This window comes from Actinomadura sp. NBRC 104412 (genome assembly GCF_030269515.1).
Taxonomy (GTDB): Bacteria; Actinomycetota; Actinomycetes; order Streptosporangiales; family Streptosporangiaceae; genus Spirillospora.
This window is the reverse complement of the sequence record NZ_BSTM01000017.1, coordinates 110,639-132,828: the sequence shown is the minus strand read 5'-3', so window position 1 is coordinate 132,828 and position 22,190 is coordinate 110,639. Positions and strand designations below refer to the sequence as shown.

Annotated in this window: 23 protein-coding genes and 1 pseudogene; 8 read left to right on the top strand and 16 right to left on the bottom strand. The window is 72.9% G+C overall.

The features are described from left to right. Window positions 1-65 precede the first annotated feature (65 nt). The 6 genes from QSK21_RS21725 to infC form a co-directional block, all read right to left on the bottom strand. Window positions 66-1,193, bottom strand: a complete 1,128-nt coding sequence (locus tag QSK21_RS21725; RefSeq protein WP_502871587.1) for a sensor histidine kinase — start codon at window positions 1,191-1,193, stop codon at window positions 66-68. Window positions 1,194-1,381: 188 nt separating this feature from the next. Next, entirely contained in the window at window positions 1,382-1,882 is a 501-nt protein-coding gene (locus tag QSK21_RS21720; RefSeq protein WP_285698436.1) for an STAS domain-containing protein, read from the bottom strand. A gap of 150 nt (window positions 1,883-2,032) precedes the next feature. Continuing rightward, window positions 2,033-2,845, bottom strand: a complete 813-nt coding sequence (locus QSK21_RS21715; RefSeq protein ID WP_285698386.1) for a TrmH family RNA methyltransferase — start codon at window positions 2,843-2,845, stop codon at window positions 2,033-2,035. A gap of 20 nt (window positions 2,846-2,865) precedes the next feature. Next, window positions 2,866-3,243: a 50S ribosomal protein L20 gene (gene rplT, locus QSK21_RS21710; RefSeq protein WP_285698384.1), complete on the bottom strand. Its 378-nt coding sequence runs from the start codon at window positions 3,241-3,243 to the stop codon at window positions 2,866-2,868. A gap of 72 nt (window positions 3,244-3,315) precedes the next feature. Further along, a complete protein-coding gene (gene rpmI / locus QSK21_RS21705; RefSeq protein ID WP_285698383.1) occupies window positions 3,316-3,510 on the bottom strand; it encodes a 50S ribosomal protein L35 in 195 nt (64 codons plus the stop codon). A gap of 253 nt (window positions 3,511-3,763) precedes the next feature. After that, window positions 3,764-4,324, bottom strand: coding sequence for a translation initiation factor IF-3 (gene infC, locus QSK21_RS21700; protein ID WP_285698435.1), 561 nt, complete (start codon window positions 4,322-4,324; stop codon window positions 3,764-3,766). A 560-nt stretch (window positions 4,325-4,884) separates the two neighbouring features. Here infC and QSK21_RS21695 point away from each other — a divergent pair. Both QSK21_RS21695 and QSK21_RS21690 read left to right on the top strand, forming a co-directional pair. Next, window positions 4,885-5,457 carry an NUDIX domain-containing protein gene (locus QSK21_RS21695; RefSeq protein WP_285698381.1) on the top strand — a complete coding sequence of 191 codons (573 nt, stop codon included), beginning with the start codon at window positions 4,885-4,887 and terminating at the stop codon, window positions 5,455-5,457. A gap of 16 nt (window positions 5,458-5,473) precedes the next feature. Continuing rightward, window positions 5,474-6,472, top strand: a complete 999-nt coding sequence (locus QSK21_RS21690) for a carbohydrate kinase family protein (RefSeq protein ID WP_285698379.1) — start codon at window positions 5,474-5,476, stop codon at window positions 6,470-6,472. Here QSK21_RS21690 and QSK21_RS21685 read toward each other — a convergent pair. Beyond that, complete coding sequence (locus QSK21_RS21685) at window positions 6,439-7,119, bottom strand: HIT family protein (protein WP_285698378.1); 681 nt, start codon at window positions 7,117-7,119, stop codon at window positions 6,439-6,441. The two genes, QSK21_RS21690 and QSK21_RS21685, sit on opposite strands and share 34 nt — an antisense overlap. 311 nt (window positions 7,120-7,430) lie before the next feature. Here QSK21_RS21685 and QSK21_RS21680 point away from each other — a divergent pair, with 311 nt between their 5' ends. Further along, window positions 7,431-8,801 carry a prenyltransferase/squalene oxidase repeat-containing protein gene (locus QSK21_RS21680; protein ID WP_285698377.1) on the top strand — a complete coding sequence of 457 codons (1,371 nt, stop codon included), beginning with the start codon at window positions 7,431-7,433 and terminating at the stop codon, window positions 8,799-8,801. A 12-nt stretch (window positions 8,802-8,813) separates the two neighbouring features. Here QSK21_RS21680 and QSK21_RS21675 read toward each other — a convergent pair whose 3' ends face one another. The 7 genes from QSK21_RS21675 to QSK21_RS21645 form a co-directional block, all read right to left on the bottom strand. Beyond that, window positions 8,814-9,647, bottom strand: a complete 834-nt coding sequence (locus QSK21_RS21675) for a shikimate dehydrogenase (RefSeq protein WP_285698375.1) — start codon at window positions 9,645-9,647, stop codon at window positions 8,814-8,816. After that, a complete protein-coding gene (mltG, locus tag QSK21_RS21670) occupies window positions 9,647-10,939 on the bottom strand; it encodes an endolytic transglycosylase MltG (protein ID WP_285698373.1) in 1,293 nt (430 codons plus the stop codon). The genes QSK21_RS21675 and mltG overlap by 1 nt, the downstream gene beginning before the upstream one ends. Further along, window positions 10,936-11,394, bottom strand: a complete 459-nt coding sequence (gene ruvX, locus QSK21_RS21665; RefSeq protein WP_285698370.1) for a Holliday junction resolvase RuvX — start codon at window positions 11,392-11,394, stop codon at window positions 10,936-10,938. The genes mltG and ruvX overlap by 4 nt, the downstream gene beginning before the upstream one ends. Before the next feature lie 34 nt (window positions 11,395-11,428). Beyond that, on the bottom strand, window positions 11,429-14,098 hold the full coding sequence (alaS, locus tag QSK21_RS21660; protein WP_285698368.1) for an alanine--tRNA ligase: 2,670 nt from the start codon (window positions 14,096-14,098) through the stop codon (window positions 11,429-11,431). A 2-nt stretch (window positions 14,099-14,100) separates the two neighbouring features. Continuing rightward, on the bottom strand, window positions 14,101-14,421 hold the full coding sequence (locus tag QSK21_RS21655) for a hypothetical protein (protein ID WP_285698367.1): 321 nt from the start codon (window positions 14,419-14,421) through the stop codon (window positions 14,101-14,103). Between the two features lie 46 nt (window positions 14,422-14,467). Further along, window positions 14,468-14,890 carry a DUF948 domain-containing protein gene (locus tag QSK21_RS21650; protein ID WP_285698365.1) on the bottom strand — a complete coding sequence of 141 codons (423 nt, stop codon included), beginning with the start codon at window positions 14,888-14,890 and terminating at the stop codon, window positions 14,468-14,470. A 221-nt stretch (window positions 14,891-15,111) separates the two neighbouring features. Then, a complete protein-coding gene (locus QSK21_RS21645; RefSeq protein ID WP_502871584.1) occupies window positions 15,112-16,527 on the bottom strand; it encodes a replication-associated recombination protein A in 1,416 nt (471 codons plus the stop codon). A gap of 64 nt (window positions 16,528-16,591) precedes the next feature. Here QSK21_RS21645 and QSK21_RS21640 point away from each other — a divergent pair, with 64 nt between their 5' ends. From QSK21_RS21640 to QSK21_RS21625, 4 genes are all read left to right on the top strand, one after another. Beyond that, window positions 16,592-17,017 (top strand): hypothetical protein, encoded by a 426-nt coding sequence (locus tag QSK21_RS21640; RefSeq protein ID WP_285698364.1) that lies wholly within the window; start codon window positions 16,592-16,594, stop codon window positions 17,015-17,017. Between the two features lie 87 nt (window positions 17,018-17,104). After that, the gene (locus tag QSK21_RS21635) at window positions 17,105-17,698 is read left to right on the top strand and encodes a thioredoxin-like domain-containing protein (protein ID WP_285698362.1); all 594 of its coding nucleotides are present in this window, start codon (window positions 17,105-17,107) and stop codon (window positions 17,696-17,698) included. Continuing rightward, the gene (locus tag QSK21_RS21630; protein WP_285698360.1) at window positions 17,695-18,318 is read left to right on the top strand and encodes a DUF305 domain-containing protein; all 624 of its coding nucleotides are present in this window, start codon (window positions 17,695-17,697) and stop codon (window positions 18,316-18,318) included. Before QSK21_RS21635 ends, QSK21_RS21630 begins: the two co-directional genes overlap by 4 nt. Window positions 18,319-18,393: 75 nt before the next feature. Next, a complete protein-coding gene (locus tag QSK21_RS21625) occupies window positions 18,394-18,966 on the top strand; it encodes a TIGR03086 family metal-binding protein (protein WP_285698358.1) in 573 nt (190 codons plus the stop codon). A gap of 61 nt (window positions 18,967-19,027) precedes the next feature. Here the strand turns inward: QSK21_RS21625 and QSK21_RS21620 are convergent, their stop codons facing one another. Further along, entirely contained in the window at window positions 19,028-20,266 is a 1,239-nt protein-coding gene (locus tag QSK21_RS21620) for a DUF349 domain-containing protein (protein ID WP_285698357.1), read from the bottom strand. Between the two features lie 70 nt (window positions 20,267-20,336). Then, complete coding sequence (locus QSK21_RS21615) at window positions 20,337-21,125, bottom strand: peptidylprolyl isomerase (protein WP_285698355.1); 789 nt, start codon at window positions 21,123-21,125, stop codon at window positions 20,337-20,339. A 315-nt stretch (window positions 21,126-21,440) separates the two neighbouring features. Here QSK21_RS21615 and QSK21_RS21610 point away from each other — a divergent pair. Further along, window positions 21,441-22,185, top strand: a pseudogene (locus QSK21_RS21610) (MBL fold metallo-hydrolase). Window positions 22,186-22,190 lie beyond the last annotated feature (5 nt).

The following is a 22,190-nucleotide window of genomic DNA, read 5'->3' as shown; positions in this document are numbered from 1 at the left end:
CCGCCAGGCCCGCCCGGAAGGCGTGGACGCGAGGTGGTGCCGGGCGTACGGCCCGCACGGAGCTCCTAGGAGGGGTAGTCCGGGGCTCCGGCGGGCACGGTAAATCGGAACTCGGCGCCACCGCCGGGGGCGCGCCGGACGGAGATGGCACCGCCGTGCGCCTCCACCAGGCCCTTCACGATGTAGAGGCCGAGGCCGGTGCCGCCGCGGCGGTTGCCGCCTGGCCCGCGCCAGAACTGCCGGAAGACGCGCTGGGCCGCCTCGGGCGGTATGCCCTCGCCCTCGTCGCGTACCGACACCGCGGCCCCCTCCTTGTGCGCGTCGGGTTCCACCATAACGGTGACGGTGCCGGCGCCGTGCCGCACCGCGTTCTCCAGGAGGTTGCCGAGGATCTGGTCGATCTTGTCGGGGTCGAGCCACATCTCGGGCAGCTCCCCGCGCTCCTCGAACCGGAACCGGTCCTCGGGGTCGCCCGCCGCGACCCGTCCGGCGATCACCTTGCGGACCTGCTCGGGCAGGTCCACCACCTGGCGGCGCATCTCCAGCCGCCCCGACTCGATCCTGGACACGTCCAGCAGCTCGGTGATCAGCCGGGTCACCCGGTCGGCGTCGGCGTTGACCGTCTCCAGCATCACCCGCTTCTGGTCGTCGTTGAAGCGGTGCCACTTGGCCAGCAGCGTCGCGGTGAACCCCTTCACGCTGGTCAGCGGGGAACGCAGCTCGTGGGCCACGGTGGAGACCAGATCGGCCCTGTCACGTTCCTGCCGGGCGCGGTGCGCGGCGTCGCGCAGGCACACGGTGAACCGGCTGACCTTCCCGTTCTCGTCGCGGCGGTAGGCCGCGGTCACCAGCAGCTCGCAGCCGCCGGGCAGGAACAGCGACCGCTCGGGATGCCGGGTGCGGGTGGACAGCCCTTCATAGGGCGCCAGGTACTTCCACCAGTCGCGGCCCTCGGCGTCGTGGAGGGGCAGCACGTCGCGGAAGTCACGGCCGATGGCCGACTCCGCGGGGATCTTGGTCATCCGTGCGGCGGCGGCGTTGAAGGCGATGACGCGGGCGTCACCGTCCGCCACCACCAGCCCGTCGGGCAGATCGTCGCTCATGTCCTCTTGTACGGAACGGGACGCGGCCCCCGCCGGGGGCACGCGGCGAGGCGCGCGGGGGGATTCTCCGCCCACAACGGCCTCCAGGATGCGGGAACAGGATCGGACGCGGCCTGTCGAGAAGAGACTCTATCCGGAGACGGGCGCCTTACGGGACCCGCGAAACTCCGTGTGGCAAGGCTTTTGTGGCCCTCGCGTGCAGAATCCCGCTCTGTCACCCGCCCTGCCTGCGCACGGGCTCGCTTACCCGGCCGGGCCGGATCTCCGCCCCCGGCGCGTCAGCCGCGGGGGAAGGCCGCTTGGACGGAGGGGCCGCCCAGCGCGGCGCCGGGACCGTCGTCCAGAGGGAAGACGCGGTGCAGGCCGGTGACGCGCAGCAGCTTGCGCTGGGCCGGGCGCACGGCGGCCAGGCGGATCTCGCCGCCGGCCGAGGCGACGCGGTTGTGGGCGGCGACCAGCGCGCCGAGCCCGGCGGCGTCGCAGAACACGACCGCGCCGAAGTCGACCACCAGTGTGCGGTAGCCGGCGTCGGCCAGGTCGAGCAGCCGGCCGCGCAGCAGGTCGGCGGTCTGCAGATCGATCTCCCCGGCGACGGCGACCGTCGCGGTGCGGCCGCGGGTCTCCACGACCTCGGCGGTCAGCAGCGGTCCGGCGCCGCCGGGCCGGTCGGCGGCCGGGATGTGATCACGGCCGGGCCGGGCACGGCCGTGGGCGGCCCGGCAGCGCAGAGCGGGCCCCCGGCGATCGTGCCGCCGTCCCGTTCTGCCATCGTCGATCATCACGTTCGCCCCCCAAGTCGCACGGCCTCGTCGCCGTCCTCACCAACACCGTAGGCCCCGGGCGGATTCCGCTGGATCCGCCGCCGGACCGGTATCACGCTCCTCCTTAGGAACGAGTCGGCCGATCGGTCGGCCCCGGGAAGCGGGGATTCAGGCGCGCTGGGCGCGGGCGGAGGCGTACAGGCACACCGCCGCGGCGGTGGCCAGGTTGAGGCTCTCGGCACGGCCGTGGATGGGGACGCGGACCACGTCGTCGACGTGCCCGAGGATCTCCTCGGGCAGGCCCCACGCCTCGTTGCCGAAGACCCACGCGGTGGGACGGGCCAGCAGCCCGTCGTCGATGGCGTCGTCGAGGGTGAGCTTGCCCGCCCCGTCGGCGGCCAGGACCGTCAGCCCGGCCGCCCGCAGGTCGGCGATCAGCTCCTCGAAGCGCGGGCCGACCACGACGGGCAGGTGGAACAGGCTGCCCGCCGACGCGCGGACGCACTTGCCGTTGTAGGGGTCGACGGAGGCGTCGGTGAACACCACCGCCTCGGACCCGGACGCGTCCGCGGTGCGCAGGACGGTGCCCGCGTTCCCCGGGTCGCGGACATGGGCGAGCACGGTCACAAGGCGGGGGGACGTCCCCAGCGCGGTCGCCAGGGGGACGTCCACGAACTCGCAGACCGCCAGCAGCCCCTGAGGCGTGACGGTCTGGGCGAGCTCGGTCATGATCTCGCCGCTGACCCGCAGCACGGGGGCGCCCGCGGCCTCGGCGGCCCGCACCAGGTCGGCGTGCCGGGCCTCGGCCTCGGCGGTGGTGAACAGCTCGGCGAGGCCCCCGGGAAGCTCCAGGGCCTCGCGCACCGCCTGCGGTCCCTCGGCGAGGAAGCGGCGCTCGCGCCGGCGGAACGCGCGTTTGGCGAGCCGCCGAGCCGCCTTCACCCGGGGTGAACGGACGGAGGTCAGCTCGCGGCCCGCCATGGCATGCCTCTCGGCGCCGGTCAGGCGGCCTCGCTGCCCTGGGCGGGCAGCGCGGCCTTGGCCACCTTCACCAGCGCGGCGAACGCCGGGGCGTCGTTGACGGCGAGCTCGGCCAGCATCCGCCGGTCGACCTCGACCTCGGCGGCCTTGAGGCCCTGGATGAACCGGTTGTAGGTCATCCCGTTGGCGCGGGCCGCGGCGTTGATGCGCTGGATCCAGAGCCGGCGGAACTGGCCCTTGCGGTCCTTGCGGTCACGGAACGCGTAGGTCATCGAGTGGAGCTGCTGCTCCTTGGCCTTGCGGTACAGGCGCGACCGTTGGCCGCGGTAGCCGCTCGACCGCTCCAGGACGACCCGACGCTTCTTGGCGGCGTTGACCGCCCGCTTCACGCGTGCCACGTGTTGACTCCTTCGTGGGGGCCGGGCCCTCCGGGCCTCGGCCGGTCGTACGGGTTCGGATGGGCCGGCGGCCTACTTGCGCAGCAGCTTCTTGACGTTCTTGGCGTCGGCCGGGGTGACCACGGCGGGAGCGTCGAGCCGGCGGGTGCGCTTGCTCGGCTTGTGCTCGAGCAGGTGGTTGCGGTTGGCGCGGCGGCGGATCACCTTGCCGGTGCCGGTCAGCCTGAAGCGCTTCTTGGCGCCGCTGTGGGTCTTGGTCTTCGGCATGATCGCCGTCGTCTCCCTCTGTGTCGGCCTCCGCGGCGGGCACGGAGGCGTGCCTGACGGGGCGCGCCCGGCGCCCCGGATCCACGCGGACCACGCCGATCCGGCCGACGCGTCGGGACGCGCCCGGTCAGGCTCAATGTACGTGCGTCACGACCCTGCGCGGCCACGCGGGGTGGTTCACGCGCTCGAGCGCAGGATCAGATCGGGGCGGTCGCGAGCGGCCGCCCCGCCGGGCCCTGACGGGCCCCGGGCCTCAAGCGGAGGCGGAACCGGAGTCCTGCCTGGCGCGGGCCGCGGCGCGCTCGGCCTTGGCCTCCGCCTTCTTCTTGTGCGGTCCGATCACCATGATCATATTCCGCCCGTCCTGCTTGGGCCGGGACTCGACGAAACCGAGCTCCTCGACGTCGTCGGCCAGCCGCTGCAGCAGCCGGTACCCCAGCTCGGGGCGGCTCTGCTCACGGCCGCGGAACATGATCGTCACCTTGACCTTGTCCCCGGCCTTCAGGAACCGCACCACGTGACCCTTCTTGGTCTCGTAGTCGTGCGGGTCGATCTTCGGCCGGAGCTTGATCTCCTTGATGACCGTGTGCGCCTGGTTCTTCCGCGCCTCGCGCGCCTTCATCGCGGACTCGTACTTGAACTTGCCGTAGTCCATGAGCCTGGCGACGGGCGGACGCGCGGTGGGCGCCACCTCGACCAGGTCGAGGTCCGACTCACGCGCGATTTCAAGGGCCTTGGCGATGGGCACGATGCCCACCTGTTCGCCGTTCGGACCGACGAGCCGGACCTCGGGCACGCGAATGCGGTCGTTGATACGCGGTTCGGCGCTGATGGGACCTCCTTGGGGCCGTTCTCACGTCTTTTGTCAGGTCTTGTGGACCGGTCGTACCCCAGGCCCTCCATGCGAAAAGCCCCGCACGACTCGCATGCGGGGCCACCTTCGGCCTCCCGGCATCGGCCGATGCCGGGGTGCCGGCGGCACGAGCGCCGCTGCGCCCGTACGCCGAACCGGGACCCACCGGCTTCGGATCCGCCGGTCAGGTGGGAGGTGGCCTCCGCTTGAGCGCCCCGCGCGAGACGGCGCCTCCGGTCGGGAGACCGGTACGCCGACACCCGTGCAGGGCCGGTCGATTGCTCAGCTTATCACCCGCCGGGGCCCGCGAAAGCCCGCCACGGGCGCGCCTTCGGCGTGGTCCGCGGCCGTTCCAGGACACCCGGCGTGTGCCGGGCTCTTCGTAGAGAGCCGGTTGGAGTACTCGAACCAGCACAACACCCCGGTGTCACCGTTCATTCCCCGGTGGGCCGCCGCTGGTTACGGTGGTCCCGAGACCGGCGCCGACCCACCGGAGCCGCCCCGACCGAAGGTTCCCCGCCATGCCCCTATCCAGGGCGGAGGCCCCGCCCCACTCCACCGCCGCGGGCTCCGGGCTGCGGCTGGAGTTCGCGCAGAAGGCGTTCATCGTGGACCGGGACCGGCTGCTCATGGTCCGCAAGGCCGCGTCCGACCCGTACCACCCGGGGCGCTGGGAGGTGCCGGGCGGGCGGCTGGAGGCGGTCGCCGACGCCGACCTCGACGACCACATCAGGCGTGAGGTCTGGGAGGAGGTCGGCCTCAGGGTCGCCCCCGGCCCGCCGTTCCACCTGTGGCAGTGGTTCATGCCCGCCGCGAGCGCCGCCTGGCACGGCCGGGCGGAGGTGAGACGGGTGGTGGCGGCCGCCCGGCTGTGCCGCCCGGTGACCCTGGAGGTCAGCCTGGCGAACCAGACCGACGAGGACCATCTGGCCGAGCCGGCCTGGGTGCCGCTGCCGGAGATCGATGGCTATGACCTGATCCCCTCGCTGCGGCCGGTGATGCGGGCGTTCCTGATGATGCTCCCGGTGCTGACGCGCCTCGACCCCGTCCGCTCCGAGCAGGCGCACGCCCCGGACCTGCCCGCGCGCGGCTGAGGCGGCACCACCCCCGATGGAGATCACCGAGAGCCCCGCGCGTCCTCCCGTGGACTGGCCCGGCCTGGACGGCGTCGCCCGGCGCCGCTTCCGGCTGATGGTGGTGGGGGACGTCCGGATCGAGGCCCGCACGACCCTTCCCGACCTGCGGTTCACCGACCTCGACGCCGACCGGCTGGTCTACGCGCCGACGCGGGCGGTGGTGGCGGGCACGGCGGTCAACCTGGCCCGCCGGGCGTCCGGCTACTTCCGCCGCGTGGCCGTGCTGGCCCGGGTCGGCGACGACGACTACACCCGCGTCATCCGGCGGGAGCTGCGCAGGCTGGGGCTGCGCGACCTGCTGCGCGTGGAGGCGGGCTCGCCGAACGGGGTCACGCTGATGGTGCGGGACGGGCCGCCTCCCGGGCCGCCTCCCGGGGCGGCGGCCGGGGACGCTGGCGGCGGGCGGCGGGGCGTGCGGCTGCTGGTCGCCGACGAGGACACCGCCAACCGGCGGCTGTCGGTGGCGGACGTGCGCGGCGCCGCCGCCGAGATCCGCCGCGCCGACGTGCTCTTCCTGGACGGCTACCCGCTGCTGTCGGCGGTGTCGCGGGCGGCGCTGGGCGAGGCGGCCGCCATCGCCAGGCGGCGGGGCACGGCGGTGGCGTTCGACCTGGTGCCGCACGACATCGACGCGCGCCTGCCCGCGGCGGAGGTCCTCCCGCTGATGAACCTGGCCGACATCGTCATCACCGAGGTCCCGACGATCGCGCGGCTGCTCGGCCGGCCCGCCGCGACCACGTCCGGCGAGACGCGCGAGCTGCTGCCCGTCCTGGACGAGGCGGTGGACGGCCGCCCGCTGTGGTTGCTGCGTTTCGGGGCCAGCGCCCTGGAGCACACGCTCGCCTACCAGAGGGACGGGCTGCTGCTGGAGTACCCCACCGGCTACGCGCAGGGCGTCCAGCGCACCGGGTACGGCGACCGGCTGGCGGCGGGGGAGCTCTACTGGTGGCTGGCGGTGCGGGACGCCCGCTGAAGCTCGTCGTCCAGCGCCACGGCGGGACGCAGTACGTCCAGGGTGCGCTGGAACAGCACGCGGCTGCCTGGCAGGCCGAACCGCTCCTGCCACCGCCACGGCTGCCCGTCCGCGTCGCCGCACAGGACCCGCAACGCGGCCCGACGCAGGTGCTGGCTCGCCACACCGTCCCCCGGGTGCACCGTGGCCAGCCCTTGCTCCTCCACCATGAGGTAGGAGCGTCCCGCGAGGTAGCGGCGGTGGACGGCGTCGCGCGTCGCCGGCACACCGGGGAGCCCTTGTTCCTCCAGCAGTGCCCGTACGCTTCGTACGCCAGGCGCCCCCGATTCACCGGACGTGCCGTCGGGGACGGGCAGCAGGTGCCAGTGGACGTGGTCGACGCACGCGCCCCCGCCCTGGGAAGTGGCCGGGCCGTGTTCGAGCAGCAGCAGGTCGGAGCTACCGTACGCGGCTTGGTAAACCCGCCCGGCGCGGTGACGCCATTGCCACGCCCCGGCCCACAGACGCTTTCCGAACGCTCCCGCACACTGGACATGCCTGGACGCCACCAGCAGCAGGTGGCCCTCGACCAGCGGAGCCAGATCCGGCATGAGGAAGAAGTCGTCGTCGGCCGCCAGCACCGCCGGTTCCCCCGGCAGATCCGCCATCTCGTTGAAACGGAAACGCAGCGGCGGGCACAGCACGCAATCGGGCGCCGCCCCCGGTCGTGCCGCTCTTTCTTCCATTCCCACCCCCGGACCTCGGCTTGACAAGGACTCCTAACTCCGAACTCCCCCTGAAACGTGCCCGCGAACAGGCATTCCTTTGCGCGGCCACGGATGACAGCCGTCAGACCAACGAGGTAGAGAACCTGACCGAACGGGAACATAACCATTGAGTCATTCCGTCCCGGCCCTGGTCGCCAGGCCGAACGGTACGAGCGTGCCGAGGACGAGAGGACTCGCAGAAGGCGGTTACCGTGCAGTACTCCTACCTCGTCCGCAGGACGGCGATCTCGGCCCCCCGGCCTCCCGCGCTGGACATGGCCGTCCTCACTGCTCGTCTTGACGAGTCCATCGGCCTTCTGCGCGACTCGTACGCGGTCGCCGAGGGCGACGGCGGCGGCTGGTACCACGACCTGACACGTCCGGAACCGGGCAGCACGGCGACCGCCGTGGGATTGCTCGCCTTCACCGAGACCGGACACAAGTTCGAACACTTCGACGAGGGGCTGGCGTGCCTCACCTCGCGGCAGATCTCGTCCGGTGACCGGCTCAGGGACGGCGGCTGGTCCACGAAGACGAGCCTGGGGATGCCCGTCGTCGAGGCCACCGCGTGGATCGCCAGGTTCCTCATCCGTTCCCGGTGCGACCTGCGCGGCGACGCGCCCGACGCGCGGCGCGCCTACGACTGGCTGCTGAACAACCAGAACCCCGACGGCGGCTGGGGCTCGCTGCTGGGCTGCCCGTCCCGGGTGTGGCTGACCTGCCTGGCGCTGCGCGCCCTCACCCAGCTCAACCCGTACGACCCGGCCATCGAGCGGGGCGTGCAGTGGCTGACCGCCGACCGGACGGGGCAACGCCCCGGCTGGGGGCCGACGCCCATGGCCTCGCCCACGGTCACGCACACCGCGTTCGTGCTGGTGACGCTGGCCGAGGCGCGCCCGGACCAGCACGACGACCGGCTGCTGGCCGCCTACGACTGGCTGCACGACCACTTCGATCCCGACGACGAGCACAAGTGGATCGAGACCTACGACGTGTCCCCGCACGGCGACGGCGCCAAGCCGGTCTGGCGGCTGGCCCTGTGGCATTACGGCCTGCCGATCGCGCTCATGGCGCTGCTGAAGGATCCGCGGGGGCCGCGCGGCCCCACCATCGCGCACGCGTTCCAGACCCTCGTCGAGGGGAAGGACACCAACCCGCGCTGGAACGGCTACCCCGGCAGCGGCCGCGCGTCCCTGTGGACGCTGTGGTGGCGGCTGGAAGCGCTGATCGAACTGTCCAGGTATCCCCTGCTGCACCCGAAGGAAGTGGTGCACTGGATGCCGGACGCCACGGTCGTCCAGCGGGCACACGCCCGCGACCGGCCCCTGTCCAGCCTGCTGCCCGCGCCTCCGCCGTACATCGACGTGGTGCGGTTGTTCAAGCGGCACTGGACGGTCCTGGTGCTCGCACTGGTCACGCTGGGCAGCCTCGCCGGTGTCGCCGCCGGCGCCTGGGGCTGGAAGGACTTCTGGTTCAGCGTGATCCTGCCCATCGTGCTGACGCTGACGCACGAGGCCATGAAGCGCCGCCGGACACCGTCGATCCCGCCGGCGCCCCGTCCCCGCGACCACACCCCGGCGTAACGCGGAAGGCGCTCAGGCGCGGGCCTCGGCGGCGCGGCGCGCCAGTTCGGCCTCGCCCGCGGCGCGCATCGCCGCCACCGGCACGTCCGCACGGCCCGTCATCAGCTCGACCTGTCGCGCGGCCTGGTGGAGCAGCATGTCGAACCCGCCGACCACCACGCCGCCCGCCGCCCGCACCGCCGCCGCCGACGTCGTCGGCCACGGCGCGTACACCACGTCGAACAGGGCCGCGCCGGACGCCGCGATCTGGGCGGCGTACGGGTCCGCGGCGATCCCCGGCAGCGTCGAGACGACCAGGTCGGTCCCCAGCAGGTCCGGCAGCCGGTCCAGCGGCCCGACCCGCAGCGTCAGCCCGAACCTGCGGCCCACCGCGACCGACTCCGCGGCGCGGTCGGGGTTGCGCACCGCCATCGACGCCTTGGTCAGGCCCAGCTCGGCCAGCGCCGCCAGCGCCGAGGCCGCCGTCGCGCCCCCGCCCAGCACCAGCGCCGACGCCGGGGCGCCCAGCCCCGCCTCGGTGAGCGCCGCCACCATGCCGTGCACGTCGGTGTTGTCGGCGTGCCTGCGGCCGTCCCGCAGCACGATCGTGTTCGCGCCGCCCACGGCCCTGGCCAGGCCGGACACGGTGTCCGCCAGCTTCAGCGCCGTCCGCTTGAGCGGCATCGTCAGCGACAGCCCCGCCCAGCCCTCGTCAAGCGCCTCAAGGAACCCCCACAGACCGGTCTCGTCGCACTCGTACGCCTCGTACACCCAGTCGTCCAGGCCCATCGCCGCGTACGCGGCGGTGTGCAGCACCGGGGACAGCGAGTGCTCGATCGGCTTGCCGAGCACGGCGGCCCGTGCCACTAGTTCCCTCCCTGGGCCCTGAGGTTGCGTTCCAGTTCCGCCCTGAGCCGGTCGAACTCGGCCTCGGTGGTGGCGAACTTGGTGATCCGGTTCTTGGGGTCGGTGGCCACGAAGAACAGCCACGTTCCCTCGGCGGGCTCGAAGACGGCGTCGATCGCCGCCTCGCCCGGGTTGGAGATCGCGCCCGGTGGCAGCCCCGGGTAATTGTAGGTGTTGTAGCGGTTCTTGGATCTGATGTCCTCGTTGCTGGCGATGATCCCGTACTTGCCCAGGCCGTACAGCGTGGTGCTGTCGAACTTCAGGAACAGCGGCGGTTTGCGCTGCAGCCGGTTGTAGATCACCCGTGAGATCTTCGGCATGTCGTCGGGACGGCCGCTCTCGGCCTGGATCAGGCTGGCCATCGTGATCACCGTGCCGGGGTTCATCCTGGCCTGCCGCGCCCGCGCCACCAGGTCCTTGTCCTGGGCGAACCGGTGGAACCTGTCCACCATCGCCTTGAGGATCTGCTCGGCCGAGCCGTTGGGGTCCAGATTGTACTGGCCGGGGAACAGGTAGCCCTCGACCTTGCCCTTGGCGTAGGGCGGCAGCCCGAGCCGGTCGGGGTCCTTGAGGACGGCCTGGAAGTCCTTGAGCGGGATCCCCGTCTTCTTGGCCAGTTGGTCGATGACCTGGGTCACCCGCAGGCCCTCGGGGATCGTGATCTGGTTGCCGGACCGGGACTTGGGGTCCAGCAGCAGCGCCACGGCCGCCGCCGACGACATCCGTCTGCGCATCTGGTAGAAGCCCGGCTGGATCCCCGACGCCTTCGGATGCTTGGCGTACTCCTCCACGAACGCCTGCGTGCTCTTGACGACCTGGTGGTTCAGCAGCGTGCGGGCGATGGTGAGGCCGGTGTCGCCGTCCTTGATCTGGACCGTGACGGCGCCCGTGCCCGCGCCCTCGTAGTCCGGCGGGTTCAGCCGCTTGTCGATCCACGCGACGCCGAGCACGCCGCCGGTGCCGAGCACCGCCACCAGGAACGCCAGGGAGAACAGGAACGCCGCGCGCCCGCTGCGGCGCTTGCGTTTCTGCCGGTCGGGCCGGCCGTACCGCTCGCGCTGGCCTGGCCGCTGACCTGGCCGCTGACCTGGCCGCTGACGCTGACCCTGCCGCTGACGCCCGCGCTGGTCCCGCTGCTGCCGCGCCGGTGGCCTGCCGCCCCTCCGGGGGTCGCGACCGCCACGGTGGCGGCGGTCGCCGTAGCCGCGGTCACCGTAGGGGTCGGGGTCGGAGAACAGGTCCAAGTCGTTCATGAGCCTCTCCGGACGATCTCGCCTGGGGGTTGCCCAGTCAACCTCTCCCCGTCCAGAGCCGCCTGCAGCAGCACGGCCGCCGCGGCCTGATCCACGACCTGGCGGCGGGCCCTGCCGCGCACTCCCCCGGCCCGCAGCCCGTTCTCGGCCGTCACCGTCGTGAGCCGCTCGTCGTACAGCCGGACGGTGTCCGCGGGCAGCCGTGCGGCCAGCCGTACCGCGAACTCCCTGGCCGCCTGCGCGGCCGGCCCCTCGCGGCCCGACAGCGACGTCGGCAGCCCCACGACCACCTCCACCGCCTCGTGCTCGGCCGCCAAGGCGACGAGCCGGTCGAGATCCCCCTTCCCCCGTGCGACCGTCTCAAGGGGCGTGGCGAGGATCCCCCCTGGATCGCTGCGCGCCACGCCGATCCGTACCGACCCCACGTCCACCCCGAGCCGCACGCCCTGTCTCATCGGCCCGCCGAGCCGCGCGCCCCGGACTGCTCGATCATGAGGCCCCTACGGCGTTCTCGACGGCCCTCAGCGCCTCGTCGATGGCGGCGGGGTCGCTGCCGCCGCCCTGCGCGAGGTCGTCCTTCCCGCCGCCTCCGCCGCCGAGCGCCTTGGCGGCGACGCCGACCAGCGCACCGGCCTTCAGGCCGCGTCCCCTGGCGCCCTCGGTGGTGGCGATCACCACCACCGGGCGGTCCTTGGGCACCCCGGCGACCACGACGACCGCCGGCCCGGCGCTGAGCCGCCCGCGCACGTCCACCGCGAGCTTGCGCAGGTCGTCGGCGCCGGTGCCGTCGGGCGCGCGGTGCGCCACGAAGGCCACGCCGCCCAGGTCGCGGGCGCCGCCCGCCAGGGACGCCGCGACCGCCAGCACCTCGCGGGAGCGCAGCCGCTCCAGCTCCCGCTCGGCGTCGCGGAGCCGGCCCACGACACCGGAGATCCGCTCGGGCAGCTCCTCCTTGCGCGCCTTGAGCTGCTCCGAGAGCTGCGCCACCAGGACGCTCTCGCGGGCCAGGAACCGGAACGCGTCGATGCCGACCAGCGCCTCCACCCGGCGCACCCCCGCGCCGATGGACGACTCGCCCAGCACCTTGATCAGGCCGAGCTGGCCGGAGCGCGCGACATGGGTGCCGCCGCACAGCTCCCGCGAGTAGTCCCCGACCTCCACGACCCGGACCTCGTCGCCGTACTTCTCGCCGAACAGCGCCAGCGCGCCCATCGAGCGGGCCTGCTCGATCGAGGTGTGGAAGGCCCGCACGTCCAGGTCGTTCACCAGGACCTCGTTGACCTCGTCCTCGACGTCGCGCAGGACGCTCGGCGGGACGGGGCCCGAGGCGGTGAAGTCGAACCGGAACCGGCCCGGGGAGTTCTCCGAGCCCGCCTGCGCGGCCGACTCGCCCAGCGCGCGGCGGAACCCGGCGTGCACCATGTGGGTCGCGGTGTGCGAACGGGAGATCGCGCGGCGCCGCCCAAGGTCGATCTCGGCGTAGACGGTGTCGCCGACCTGCGCCTCACCGGACACCACCCGGCCGCGGTGGACGATCAGCCCGGTCAGCGGGGACTGCACGTCGTCGACCTCGATGACCGCGCCGTTGCCCGCCCGGATCACGCCGTGGTCGGCGAGCTGGCCGCCGCCCTCGGCGTAGAAGGGCGTGCGGTCCAGCACCACCTCGACCTGGGCGCCCTCGCCCGCCGCGGGCACGTTGGCGCCGTTGATCAGCAGCCCGGCCAGCCGCGCCTCGCCGCTGACCTCGCCGTAGCCGGTGAACTCGACCGCGCCGCCCGCGCTGGTGAGCAGGTCGTCCAGGACGGAGACGTCCAGGTTGCCGGACTTCTTCTCGCGGGCGTCGCGCTTGGCCCGGTCCCGCTGCTCCTGCATGAGCCGACGGAACCCTTCCTCGTCCACCTGGAGGCCCTGCTCGGCCGCCATCTCCAGGGTCAGGTCGATCGGGAACCCGTAGGTGTCGTGCAGCTTGAACGCCTGGTCGCCCGCCAGCGCCGGGCGCCCCGCCCGCCTCGCCTCCTCCACCGCCGTGTCGAAGATGGCGGTGCCGGTGCGCAGCGTCTGCAGGAAGGAGTCCTCCTCCGCGTCGATCACCGTGTGGATCGTGGGGGCGGTGCGGATCAGGTCGGGGTACTGCTCGCCCATCGTGGCGATCGCGACCTCGGTCAGCGCGTGCATCAGGCCCGCCTCCTGGCCGCCCAGCAGCCGCAGGTTGCGGATCGAGCGGCGCAGGATGCGGCGCAGCACGTACCCGCGGCCCTCGTTGCCGGGGCGGATCCCGTCGGCGACCATCATCGTGCCGCTGCGCACATGGTCGGCGATCACCCGCAGCGACACGTCCGCCCGCTGGTCGGCGCCGTAGCGGGAGCCGGTGAGCTCGGCGGCGCGGTCCAGCACCTTCCAGAGCGTGTCGGTCTCGTAGATGTTGTCGACGCCCTGGAGGATCGCGGCCATCCGCTCCAGGCCCATGCCGGTGTCGATGTTCTTGGCCGGCAGGTCGCCCACGGTGTCGAAGTCGGTCTTGGACCGGACCTCGCCGAGCTGTGACTGCATGAAGACCAGGTTCCAGACCTCCAGGTACCGGTCCTCGTCCACGACGGGGCCGCCCTCGCGGCCGTAGTCGGGGCCGCGGTCGTAGTAGATCTCCGAGCAGGGGCCGCCGGGTCCGGGCACGCCCATGTGCCAGTAGTTGTCGGCCAGGCCGCGCCGCTGGATGCGCTCCTGCGGCAGGCCCACCTTGTCGTGCCAGATGGCGGCCGCCTCGTCGTCGTCGTGGAAGACGGTGACCCACAGCCTGTCCTCGGGGAAGCCGAACCCGCCGTCGGACCGGGGGCGGGTGAGCAGCTCCCAGGCGAACGGGATCGCGCCTTCCTTGAAGTAGTCGCCGATGGAGAAGTTGCCCAGCATCTGGAAGAAGGTGGCGTGCCTGGTGGTCTTGCCGACCTCGTCGATGTCGGGTGTGCGCACGCACTTCTGCGCGCTGGTCATCCGCGCGGCGGGCGGGGTGCGCTGGCCCAGGAAGTACGGCTTGAACGGGACCATGCCCGCGTTCACCAGCAGCAGCGTGGGGTCTTCGGCGATCAGGCTGGCCGAGGGCACCACGGTGTGCCCGCGCTCCTCGAAGAACCCGAGGAAGCGCCGTGCGACCTCTGCCGACTCCATGATCAGTGGCCATCCTTCTCATCGTCGATGATCGTGTAACGCGGTGCGCGCAGGACGCGGCGCGGCGGGCCCTCCGGATCGGGCGGCGCCTCGTCCATCCGGGCGGCCTCCCGAAGCTGGGCCTCGCGTGCCCGCATCTCCGTACGTACGTCCAGGGCGAAATGCCTCAACCGGTCGCCCGCGCCCTGTCCCGCGGTGACGGCACGGGCCGCCACGCCCCCGGGTGACCAGGCTTGAGCGATGCGCTCCACCCGCCGCTTGACCCGGTGCGTGGCGTAGATGCCCGCACCGGCGCCGACCGAGAGCCAGAACAGTCTTCTCATTGTGCCTCGCTTCGCCCGGGATCCGTCCGCGGGCCGGTCCGCGGGCTCACCCGCGCCTCTTGCCGTCGTGCCGCGCCTGGAGCTGCGGCCGGGACGCGCCGTCGCCGCCGTGCGGCTGCCCGGCGCGGTTGCTCAGCGCCTTGCGGACGCCGTAGGAGAAGGCGGCGGCCTTCACCAGCGGCCCGCCCACCACCGAGGTCATGATCGTGGTCACCGCCGAGACGTTCCGCGTGACCCCGTGGACCTGCCGGGTGATGACGTCGGTGCGGCCAAGCTGCTCGTTGGCGCGGCGCACCGTACGGGTCATGTCCTCCATCAGCGGGCCTGCCTGGTCGGCGAGGTCGGCGACGAGCTTGCCCGCCTCGTTCAGCAGCCGGGCGAGCCTGAGCAGGGTCAGCGCCAGGAAGGAGACCAGCACGGCCCAGAACACGGCCACGATCAGGCCGGCCACCTGTCCACCAGTGAGCATCGGGGTTCGTCTCCGCTGAGTCGCTGTGTTCGTGGGCTCGGGCCGGGCGGCGGGACGGGTGGCCGGCCCTCCGGCGGGCGCCCGGCCGCCTCCCGGGCCCGGTCTGCGAAGACCCTACCGTGGTCACCGGCCCCCGCCGTGCCCGGTCGCCGCACCTGCCCTGCGGGCAGGCTACCGGGCGGAAGCCGCCGATGCCGGGAGCAACGGCGGGAAAGATCGGATCACTCGTGCCCGCCGGACCGGCCGCCGTCCGGCCCCTTCCCACCCCGCAGGACGGAACGGATGCGCGCCAGCACGTCCGAGAACCGGGCCTCGGCGCCGTGCCGGGTGGGCCGGTAGTACCGGCGGCCGTGGATCGCGTCGGGCGCGTACTGCTGCTGGACGACGCCGCCCGGGTGGTCGTGGGCGTACTTGTAGCCCTCCCCGTGCCCGATCCTGGCCGCACCTTTGTAGTGCGTGTCGCGCAGGTGCCCGGGGACGGGTCCGGCGTCGCCCTTCCTGACGTCCCCGAGCGCCGCGTCCACGGCCGTGACGACCGCGTTGGACTTGGGCGCGAGGGACAGGTGGATCACGGCCTGCGCCAGGTTGATCCTCGCCTCGGGCAGCCCGACGAACTCCACCGCGTGCGCGGCCGCGATCGCGGTCTGCAACGCCGTCGGGTCGGCCATCCCGATGTCCTCGCTGGCGTGCACGATCAGCCGCCGCGCGATGAACCGGGGGTCCTCGCCCGCCTCGATCATCCGGGCGAGGTAGTGCAGCGCGGCGTCGACGTCGCTGCCCCGGATGCTCTTGATGAACGCGCTGATGACGTCGTAGTGCTGGTCGCCCTCGCGGTCGTAGCGGACGGCGGCGCGGTCGACGGCCCTCTCCAGCACCTCCACGCCGATCCGCGCGGGCGCCCCGTCGCCGCCGTCCCGCTCGACGGCCAGGGCGGCGGCCTCCAGGTAGGTCAGGGTGCGGCGGGCGTCGCCGCCGGCCAGCCTGATCAGATGGTCCTCGGCGGCGGCGTCCAGCTCGACCCGGCCGTTCAGGCCGCGTTCGTCGGCCACCGCCCGCCGCACCACCTCACGCAGCTCGTCCTCCCCGAGCGGCTCCAGGGTGAGCAGCAGCGAGCGGGACAGCAGCGGGCTGATCACCGAGAAGAACGGGTTCTCCGTGGTGGCGCCGATGAAGGAGACCCAGCGGTTCTCGACCGCGGGCAGCAGCGCGTCCTGCTGGGCCTTGTTGAAGCGGTGCACCTCGTCGACGAACAGCAGCGTCTGGCGGCCGCTCATGCCCAGCTCCCGCCGGGCCAGGTCGATTTCGGCCCGCACCCGCTTCACCCCGTCGCTCACCGCGGAGATCTCCACGAAGCGGCGGGAGGTGACATGGCTGACGACCGTGGCCAGGGTGGTCTTGCCGGTGCCCGGCGGGCCCCACAGCACCAGCGACATGGGCGCGTCCCGGTCGACGAGCTGCCGGATGGGTGTCCCCGGGCCGAGCAGGTGCCGCTGGCCGACGACCTCGTCCAGCGACCGCGGCCGCATCCGCACCGCCAGCGGCTGCCGCGCCCCGTCGCCCGGCGGTACGGGGGCGGGCTCGGGATCCGGCGCGGCCCCCGGGTAGTCGAAGAGCCCTTCGGGTTGGCTGCTGGTCACGCTCCGACAGTATCCCGCGGGACGGACATCCCTGGCGGTCCCCGTCCGCGGTTAGTATGCGGGCGTGATCGTGGGCCGGACCGACCCCCGCCTCCGCCATGGGCCCGCCGGGCTGTTCGTGGCGCTGTTCCTGGCTGCCGGTCTGGTCTTCAGCTACGGCCTGGGGCACGGGCCGCCGCTGCGGGTCTGCACCGCGCACCACACCAGCGTCCCGGCGGCCGTGGCGGACGCGATGGCCGCGCACTCCGCCGACGCCTCCGCCCCCGCCGCGCAGTCGTTCGCCGATCCCGCCGGCCTTCCGCCGACCGGCCCGGTCGACGCGTGCCTGACCCTGGCCGTCCTGCTCGGGATGCTGGCCCTGAGCCTGGCCGCCAAGCCGCGCCGGACGGGCGGACGGCGCCCGCCGCGCTCGGGCTGGGCCCACGCTCCCCCGGCGCCGCGCGCGCTCCCTGGTCGTCCGCTCTCCTCCTTGCAGGTGCTCAGGCTGTGACGGGCCTGCCGCAGTGGCGCATGCCCCTGCGGCGTCCGCGCATGCCCCCCCAACTCAGCACCGCAGAACTTGAGAGCGAGTCCCACAATGTCCAAGAGCGCACGCAACCGCGCGCAACGCAACGTCCTCACCCAGCGGCAGGTCCCCTGGGGCACCATCGCGTTCTTCTCCGTGATCGGCCTGGTGGCGATCGTCGCCATAGGCTACGCGTTCCTGCAGAGCCGCCCGCCCTCGGCCGACTCGATCGAGGGCCTGATCGAGAAGGACGGGCTCAGCTCCAACCACACCACCGCCGCCGTCCGGTACGACACCACGCCCCCCATGGGCGGTGACCACGACGCCATCTGGCAGAACTGCAACGGCCGCGTCTACACCAGCCCGCTGCGCAACGAGAACGCGGTGCACTCCCTGGAGCACGGCGCCGTCTGGATCACCTACCGTCCCGGCCTGGCCGCCGACCAGATCGACCGGCTCAAGAACAAGGTGGAGAACACCGACTACACGCTGATGAGCCCGTACCCGGGCCTGGACTCCCCGATCGTCATGACCGCCTGGGGCAAGCAGCTCAAGCTGCAGAGCGCCGACGACGCCCGCGTGGACGCCTTCCTGCGCGCCTTCGTGAAGGGCGAGCAGACTCCCGAGCCCGGCGCCCCCTGCACGGGAGCCAAGGACACGCCATGACGGCAGGCACGGCACCGGCGCCGCGGGGACGGCGGGTCGCCGTCGTCCTCGCGGTGCTCCTCGTCGCGGCCACCGCGTTCCTGTGGCTGAGGCCCGGCGGCCCGGCCGCCGACGGGCCCGAGGCCGGGTTCGCCCGGGACATGAGCGCCCACCACGCCCAGGCGGTCCGGATGTCGTTCATCGTCCGCGACCGGTCCAAGGACGAACGGCTGCGGGTGCTGGCCTACGACATCATCACCACCCAGTCCGCTCAGATCGGGATGATGACCGCCTGGCTGGACGAGTGGCGGGCGCCCAAGGCCGACCCGTCCGGCCCCATGCGCTGGATGGGCGGCGGTCACGCGGGCCACGGCGCGTCCCCTGCCGGCGGCATGCCGGGCATGGCGACGCCCGCGCAGCTCGCGCAGTTGGAACGGGCCTCGGGCCGCGACGCCGAGGTGCTCTACCTGAGGCTGATGATCGCCCACCATCGGGGCGGGGTCGGCATGGCCCGCGCCGTCCTGGCCCGCACCGATCACCCCCGGGTGCGCAGGCTCGCGCAGACCATGGTCAACGCCCAGAACTCCGAGATCGCGCTGATGAACGACATGCTCCGCCAGCGCGGCGCCGAGGCCGTCTAGGCGCCCCAGGAACGGGTGAGGCCAACCTTCCCATATCGCTTGACACCCACCCGCGTTCGCGGGTCACTGGCCACCATGGCGCAGAAACTAGGCGGGTACCACCGGGCACTGGATCTCTTCGAGGGCGTCGTCGGCGGGGTCCCGCACGACCGCTGGTCCTCGCCCTCGCCCTGCGCCGGCTGGAGCGCGCGGGACGTGACCGGCCACGTCATCGGCGGCCAGTACGCCATCATCGCCCTGGCCACCGGCGAGGAGGCCCCGGACGCCGACACCGAGCCCGGCAGGTTCGCGGCCGGTGACGCGCTGCTGGCCTGGCGCACGGCCCGCAAGGAGTGCGACGCCGCGCTGACCCCGGAGGCGCTGCGCCGCCCGATCGCCTTCGGCGGGCTGGGCGAGCTGCCGCTGGGCGACTTCCTCGGCGGGTACGTGCTGGAGCCGCTGGTCCACGCCTGGGACCTGGCCCGCGCCACCGGCCAGCCGGCCCGCCTCGACCCGGACCTGGTGCATCACGCGTTCGCGACCGCCCAGGTGGTGGCGGCCGACCTTCGCGCCGACGGCCGCCTGGGCCCGCCGCTCACGCCGCCCCCGGGCGCCACCGAACAGACCCGGCTGCTCTCCTTCCTGGGCCGCGAGCCGGGAACCGCCTGAGACGAACAGGCCCCGGAGGGGGCGGTGCCGCCCCTCTGGTTCGGTCTCCCTGGCTCGGCCCCTAGGAGAACTCGGCGAGCGCGCGTTCGGCTTCCTCCAGCCAGGCCCGGCGGGCGGTGAGGGCCTCCTCGGCCTCCTTGACGGCCTTCTCGCGTCCGGCGTCGCGGGCCTTGGCCAGGTCCTTCTCCAGGCGCTCGATGGAGCCGCGCAGCCGCGCCACCGTGGCCTCGGCGCGGGCCCGCGCCTCGGGGTTGGTGCGCCGCCACTCCTTCTCCTCGGCGGCCCGGATCGTCTCCTCGATCTTGCGGAGCCGGCCCTCCAGGCGGTCGCGCTGGTCGCGGGGCACCGGCCCGGCGGCCTCCCAGCGCTCCTGGATCGCGCGCAGCGCCTGCCGGGCCTGCCGGACGTCCTTCACCGGGAGCAGCCGCTCCGCCTCGGCGAGGATCTTCTCCTTCTCCTCGGCGTGCCCGCGCAGCTCGGCGTCGCGTTCGGCGAACGCGGCGGCGCGGGCGGCGAAGAAGACGTCCTGGGCGCCCTTGAACCGGGCCCACAGGTCCTCCTCGACGTCCCGCGAGGCACGGCCGGTCATCTTCCAGCGGCGCATCAGGTCGCGGTAGGCGGCGGCGGTCTCGCCCCAGTCGGTGGACTCCTGCATGGCCTCGGCCTCGGCGACCAGCCGCTCCTTCTTCTTGCGCGCCTCCTCACGCTGGTCGTCCAGGGTCGCGAAGTAGACCTTGCGGCGCTTGGTGAAGGCGTTGCGGGCCGCGGACAGCCGCTTCCACAGGGCGGTCTCGGTGGGACGGTCGATGCGGTCGGCCGCCTTCCACTCCTCCACGAGCTGGCGCAGCCGCTCGCCGCCGTTCTTCCAGTGGGTCTCCTCGGCGGCGATCCGCTCGGCCTCGGCGACGATCCGCTCCTTGATCTCGCGGGCCTCGTGCCTGGCGTGCTCGCGCTGGGCCTTGACCTCCTCGCGGCGCCGCCCCACCTCCTCGGTCAGGTTGTCCAGACGCCGTACCAAGGCGTCCAGGTCACCGACCGCGTGCGCGTCGGTGACCGCCTCCCGCAACCGCGCGATGCTGGCCTGCGCCTGCGCGGGCTGCAGATCGGTGGTGCGCAGCCGCTGCTCCAGCAGCCCGATCTCGGTGACCAGCGCGTCGTACTTGCGCCTGAAGTAGGCCAGGGCCTCCTCCGGTGCGCCGGCCTGCCAGGAACCCACGACGCGCTCGCCGTCCGACGTCTTCACGTAGACGGTGCCGTCTTCGTCCACCCGGCCCCAGGGATCGGTGGCGCTGGACACCATTGCCTCCCATCACAGTCCGGTCTTCTCACGTTATGACCGGACCTTTCAAACCATAGTCGTATGGCCGCTATTACGCTGCCACCCCGGCATTGGCGACCTTGTCGACGATCCCCATACCGGAAGTGATCTTTCCGAAGACCGTGTAGTCGGGCGGCAACTCCGTGGAGTCCTTGTACACGATGAAGAACTGGCTGCCGTTGCTGTCGGGCATCTGGCTGTGCGCCATCGCCAGCGTCCCGCGAGTGTATTTGGCCCCGTCGGTGTTCTCGTTGGCGAAGCGGTAACCGGGGCCGCCCGAGCCGCTTCCGGTCGGGTCGCCGCACTGGAGCACCGAAAGCCCGCCGCTCGTCAGCCGGTGGCACTTGGTCTTCTCGAAGTACTTCTTCTCCGCCAGGAACGCGAAGGAGTTCACGGTGCAAGGCGCCTTGCCCGCGTCAAGCTCCACTTTGATATCGCCGAGGCTGGTCTTGATCGTCGCCTTCACGGTGCCCTTGTAGGCCGCGGTGGACGGCGGCTTGCCCAGTCCCTTGGGCGCTCCCCGGTCCTTTGACTCCGGGTAGTCGCATTTGGCCGTTCCGTTCTCGCCCCCGGAGACGCTCACCTTCCGCAGCTCGATCTCCTGCTTGGGCTTGCCGTCCTGGGAGTCGGCCTCCGTCGTCGGGGTCGGGGAGGCGCTGGCGGCGGCGTCGGAGCCGTCGTCGCCGGTGAAGGTCACGATCGCGGCCACGCCGCCCGCGATCACGGCCACGGCGAGTATCGACCCGATGATCCGGACGCGGCGCGCGCGGGCCTCCTGGGCCTGCCTGCGCTGCTGCTGCCGCTGGTAGCGCTGGCGCGCCAGCTCCTTCTTGCGGTCCATACCCGCCACGGTGCCTTGCCTCCGGTGTGATCAGATCAGGGGAACGTGCAGCGCATAGTAGCGGCACGAGGCCCACAGCGGATCCCCCGAACGCCGCCGGACCGCGCGCTTCCGGGCCGTCCGGGCCCGGCGCCGCCGACACGGCGATCGGCGGATCTCGTTCGCGGTGGCCAGGGCCGCGCCGGTACCCTCGAAGGCACCGCGCGGCTGGCCGGGTGTGGCCCCGGCCGCGGCGCGTGAGGACCGACGGCGCCGGGACGGCCACAGCCCTCCCGGCGCGCGCCTCGTTCCACGTGGCCTAAAGGAAGGACGACAGTGCTCGTCGCCGGGTTCCCCGCCGGATCGTTCGCCGCGAACTGCTATGTCGTGGCGCCCGCCGCGGGTGAGGAGTGCGTCATCATCGACCCCGGCCAGGACGCCGAGGCCGGGATCGACGAGATCCTGCGCGAGCACCGGCTGCGGCCGGTGGCGGTGCTGCTGACCCACGGCCATATCGATCACGTCTGGTCCGTCGCGCCCGTCTGCGGCGCCAAGGACGTCCCCGCCTACATCCACCCGGACGATCGCGACCTGCTGACCGATCCGGCCAAGGGCCTGTCGCTCGGCGCCGGGCAGCAGCTCTTCGGCGGGCTGGAGCTGAGCGAGCCCGACGACGTGAAGGAACTGTCGGACGGCGCCGTCCTGGACCTGGCGGGGGCTGTCGTTCACCGTCGACCACGCCCCGGGCCACACGCCGGGGTCGGTGACGTTCCGGCTGCCTCCCGCCGGGGAGATCCCCGACGTGATGTTCTCCGGCGACCTGCTGTTCGAGGGGTCGATCGGGCGCACCGACCTGCCGGGCGGCTCCTACGAGGAGATCCTGGCGAGCCTGGCGCGGGTCTGCCTGACCCTGCCCGACCAGACCGTCGTCCTGCCCGGCCACGGTGGACGGACCACCATCGGACGCGAGCGCGCGTCCAACCCCTTCCTCACCGGGCTCGTGCCGGAAGGTTCAGGGGGGTCGTCCCCCCTGAAAGACTCGGCGCAGACACCGGCCGAAGGGCCTTCCAAGGGATTCTGACCTGA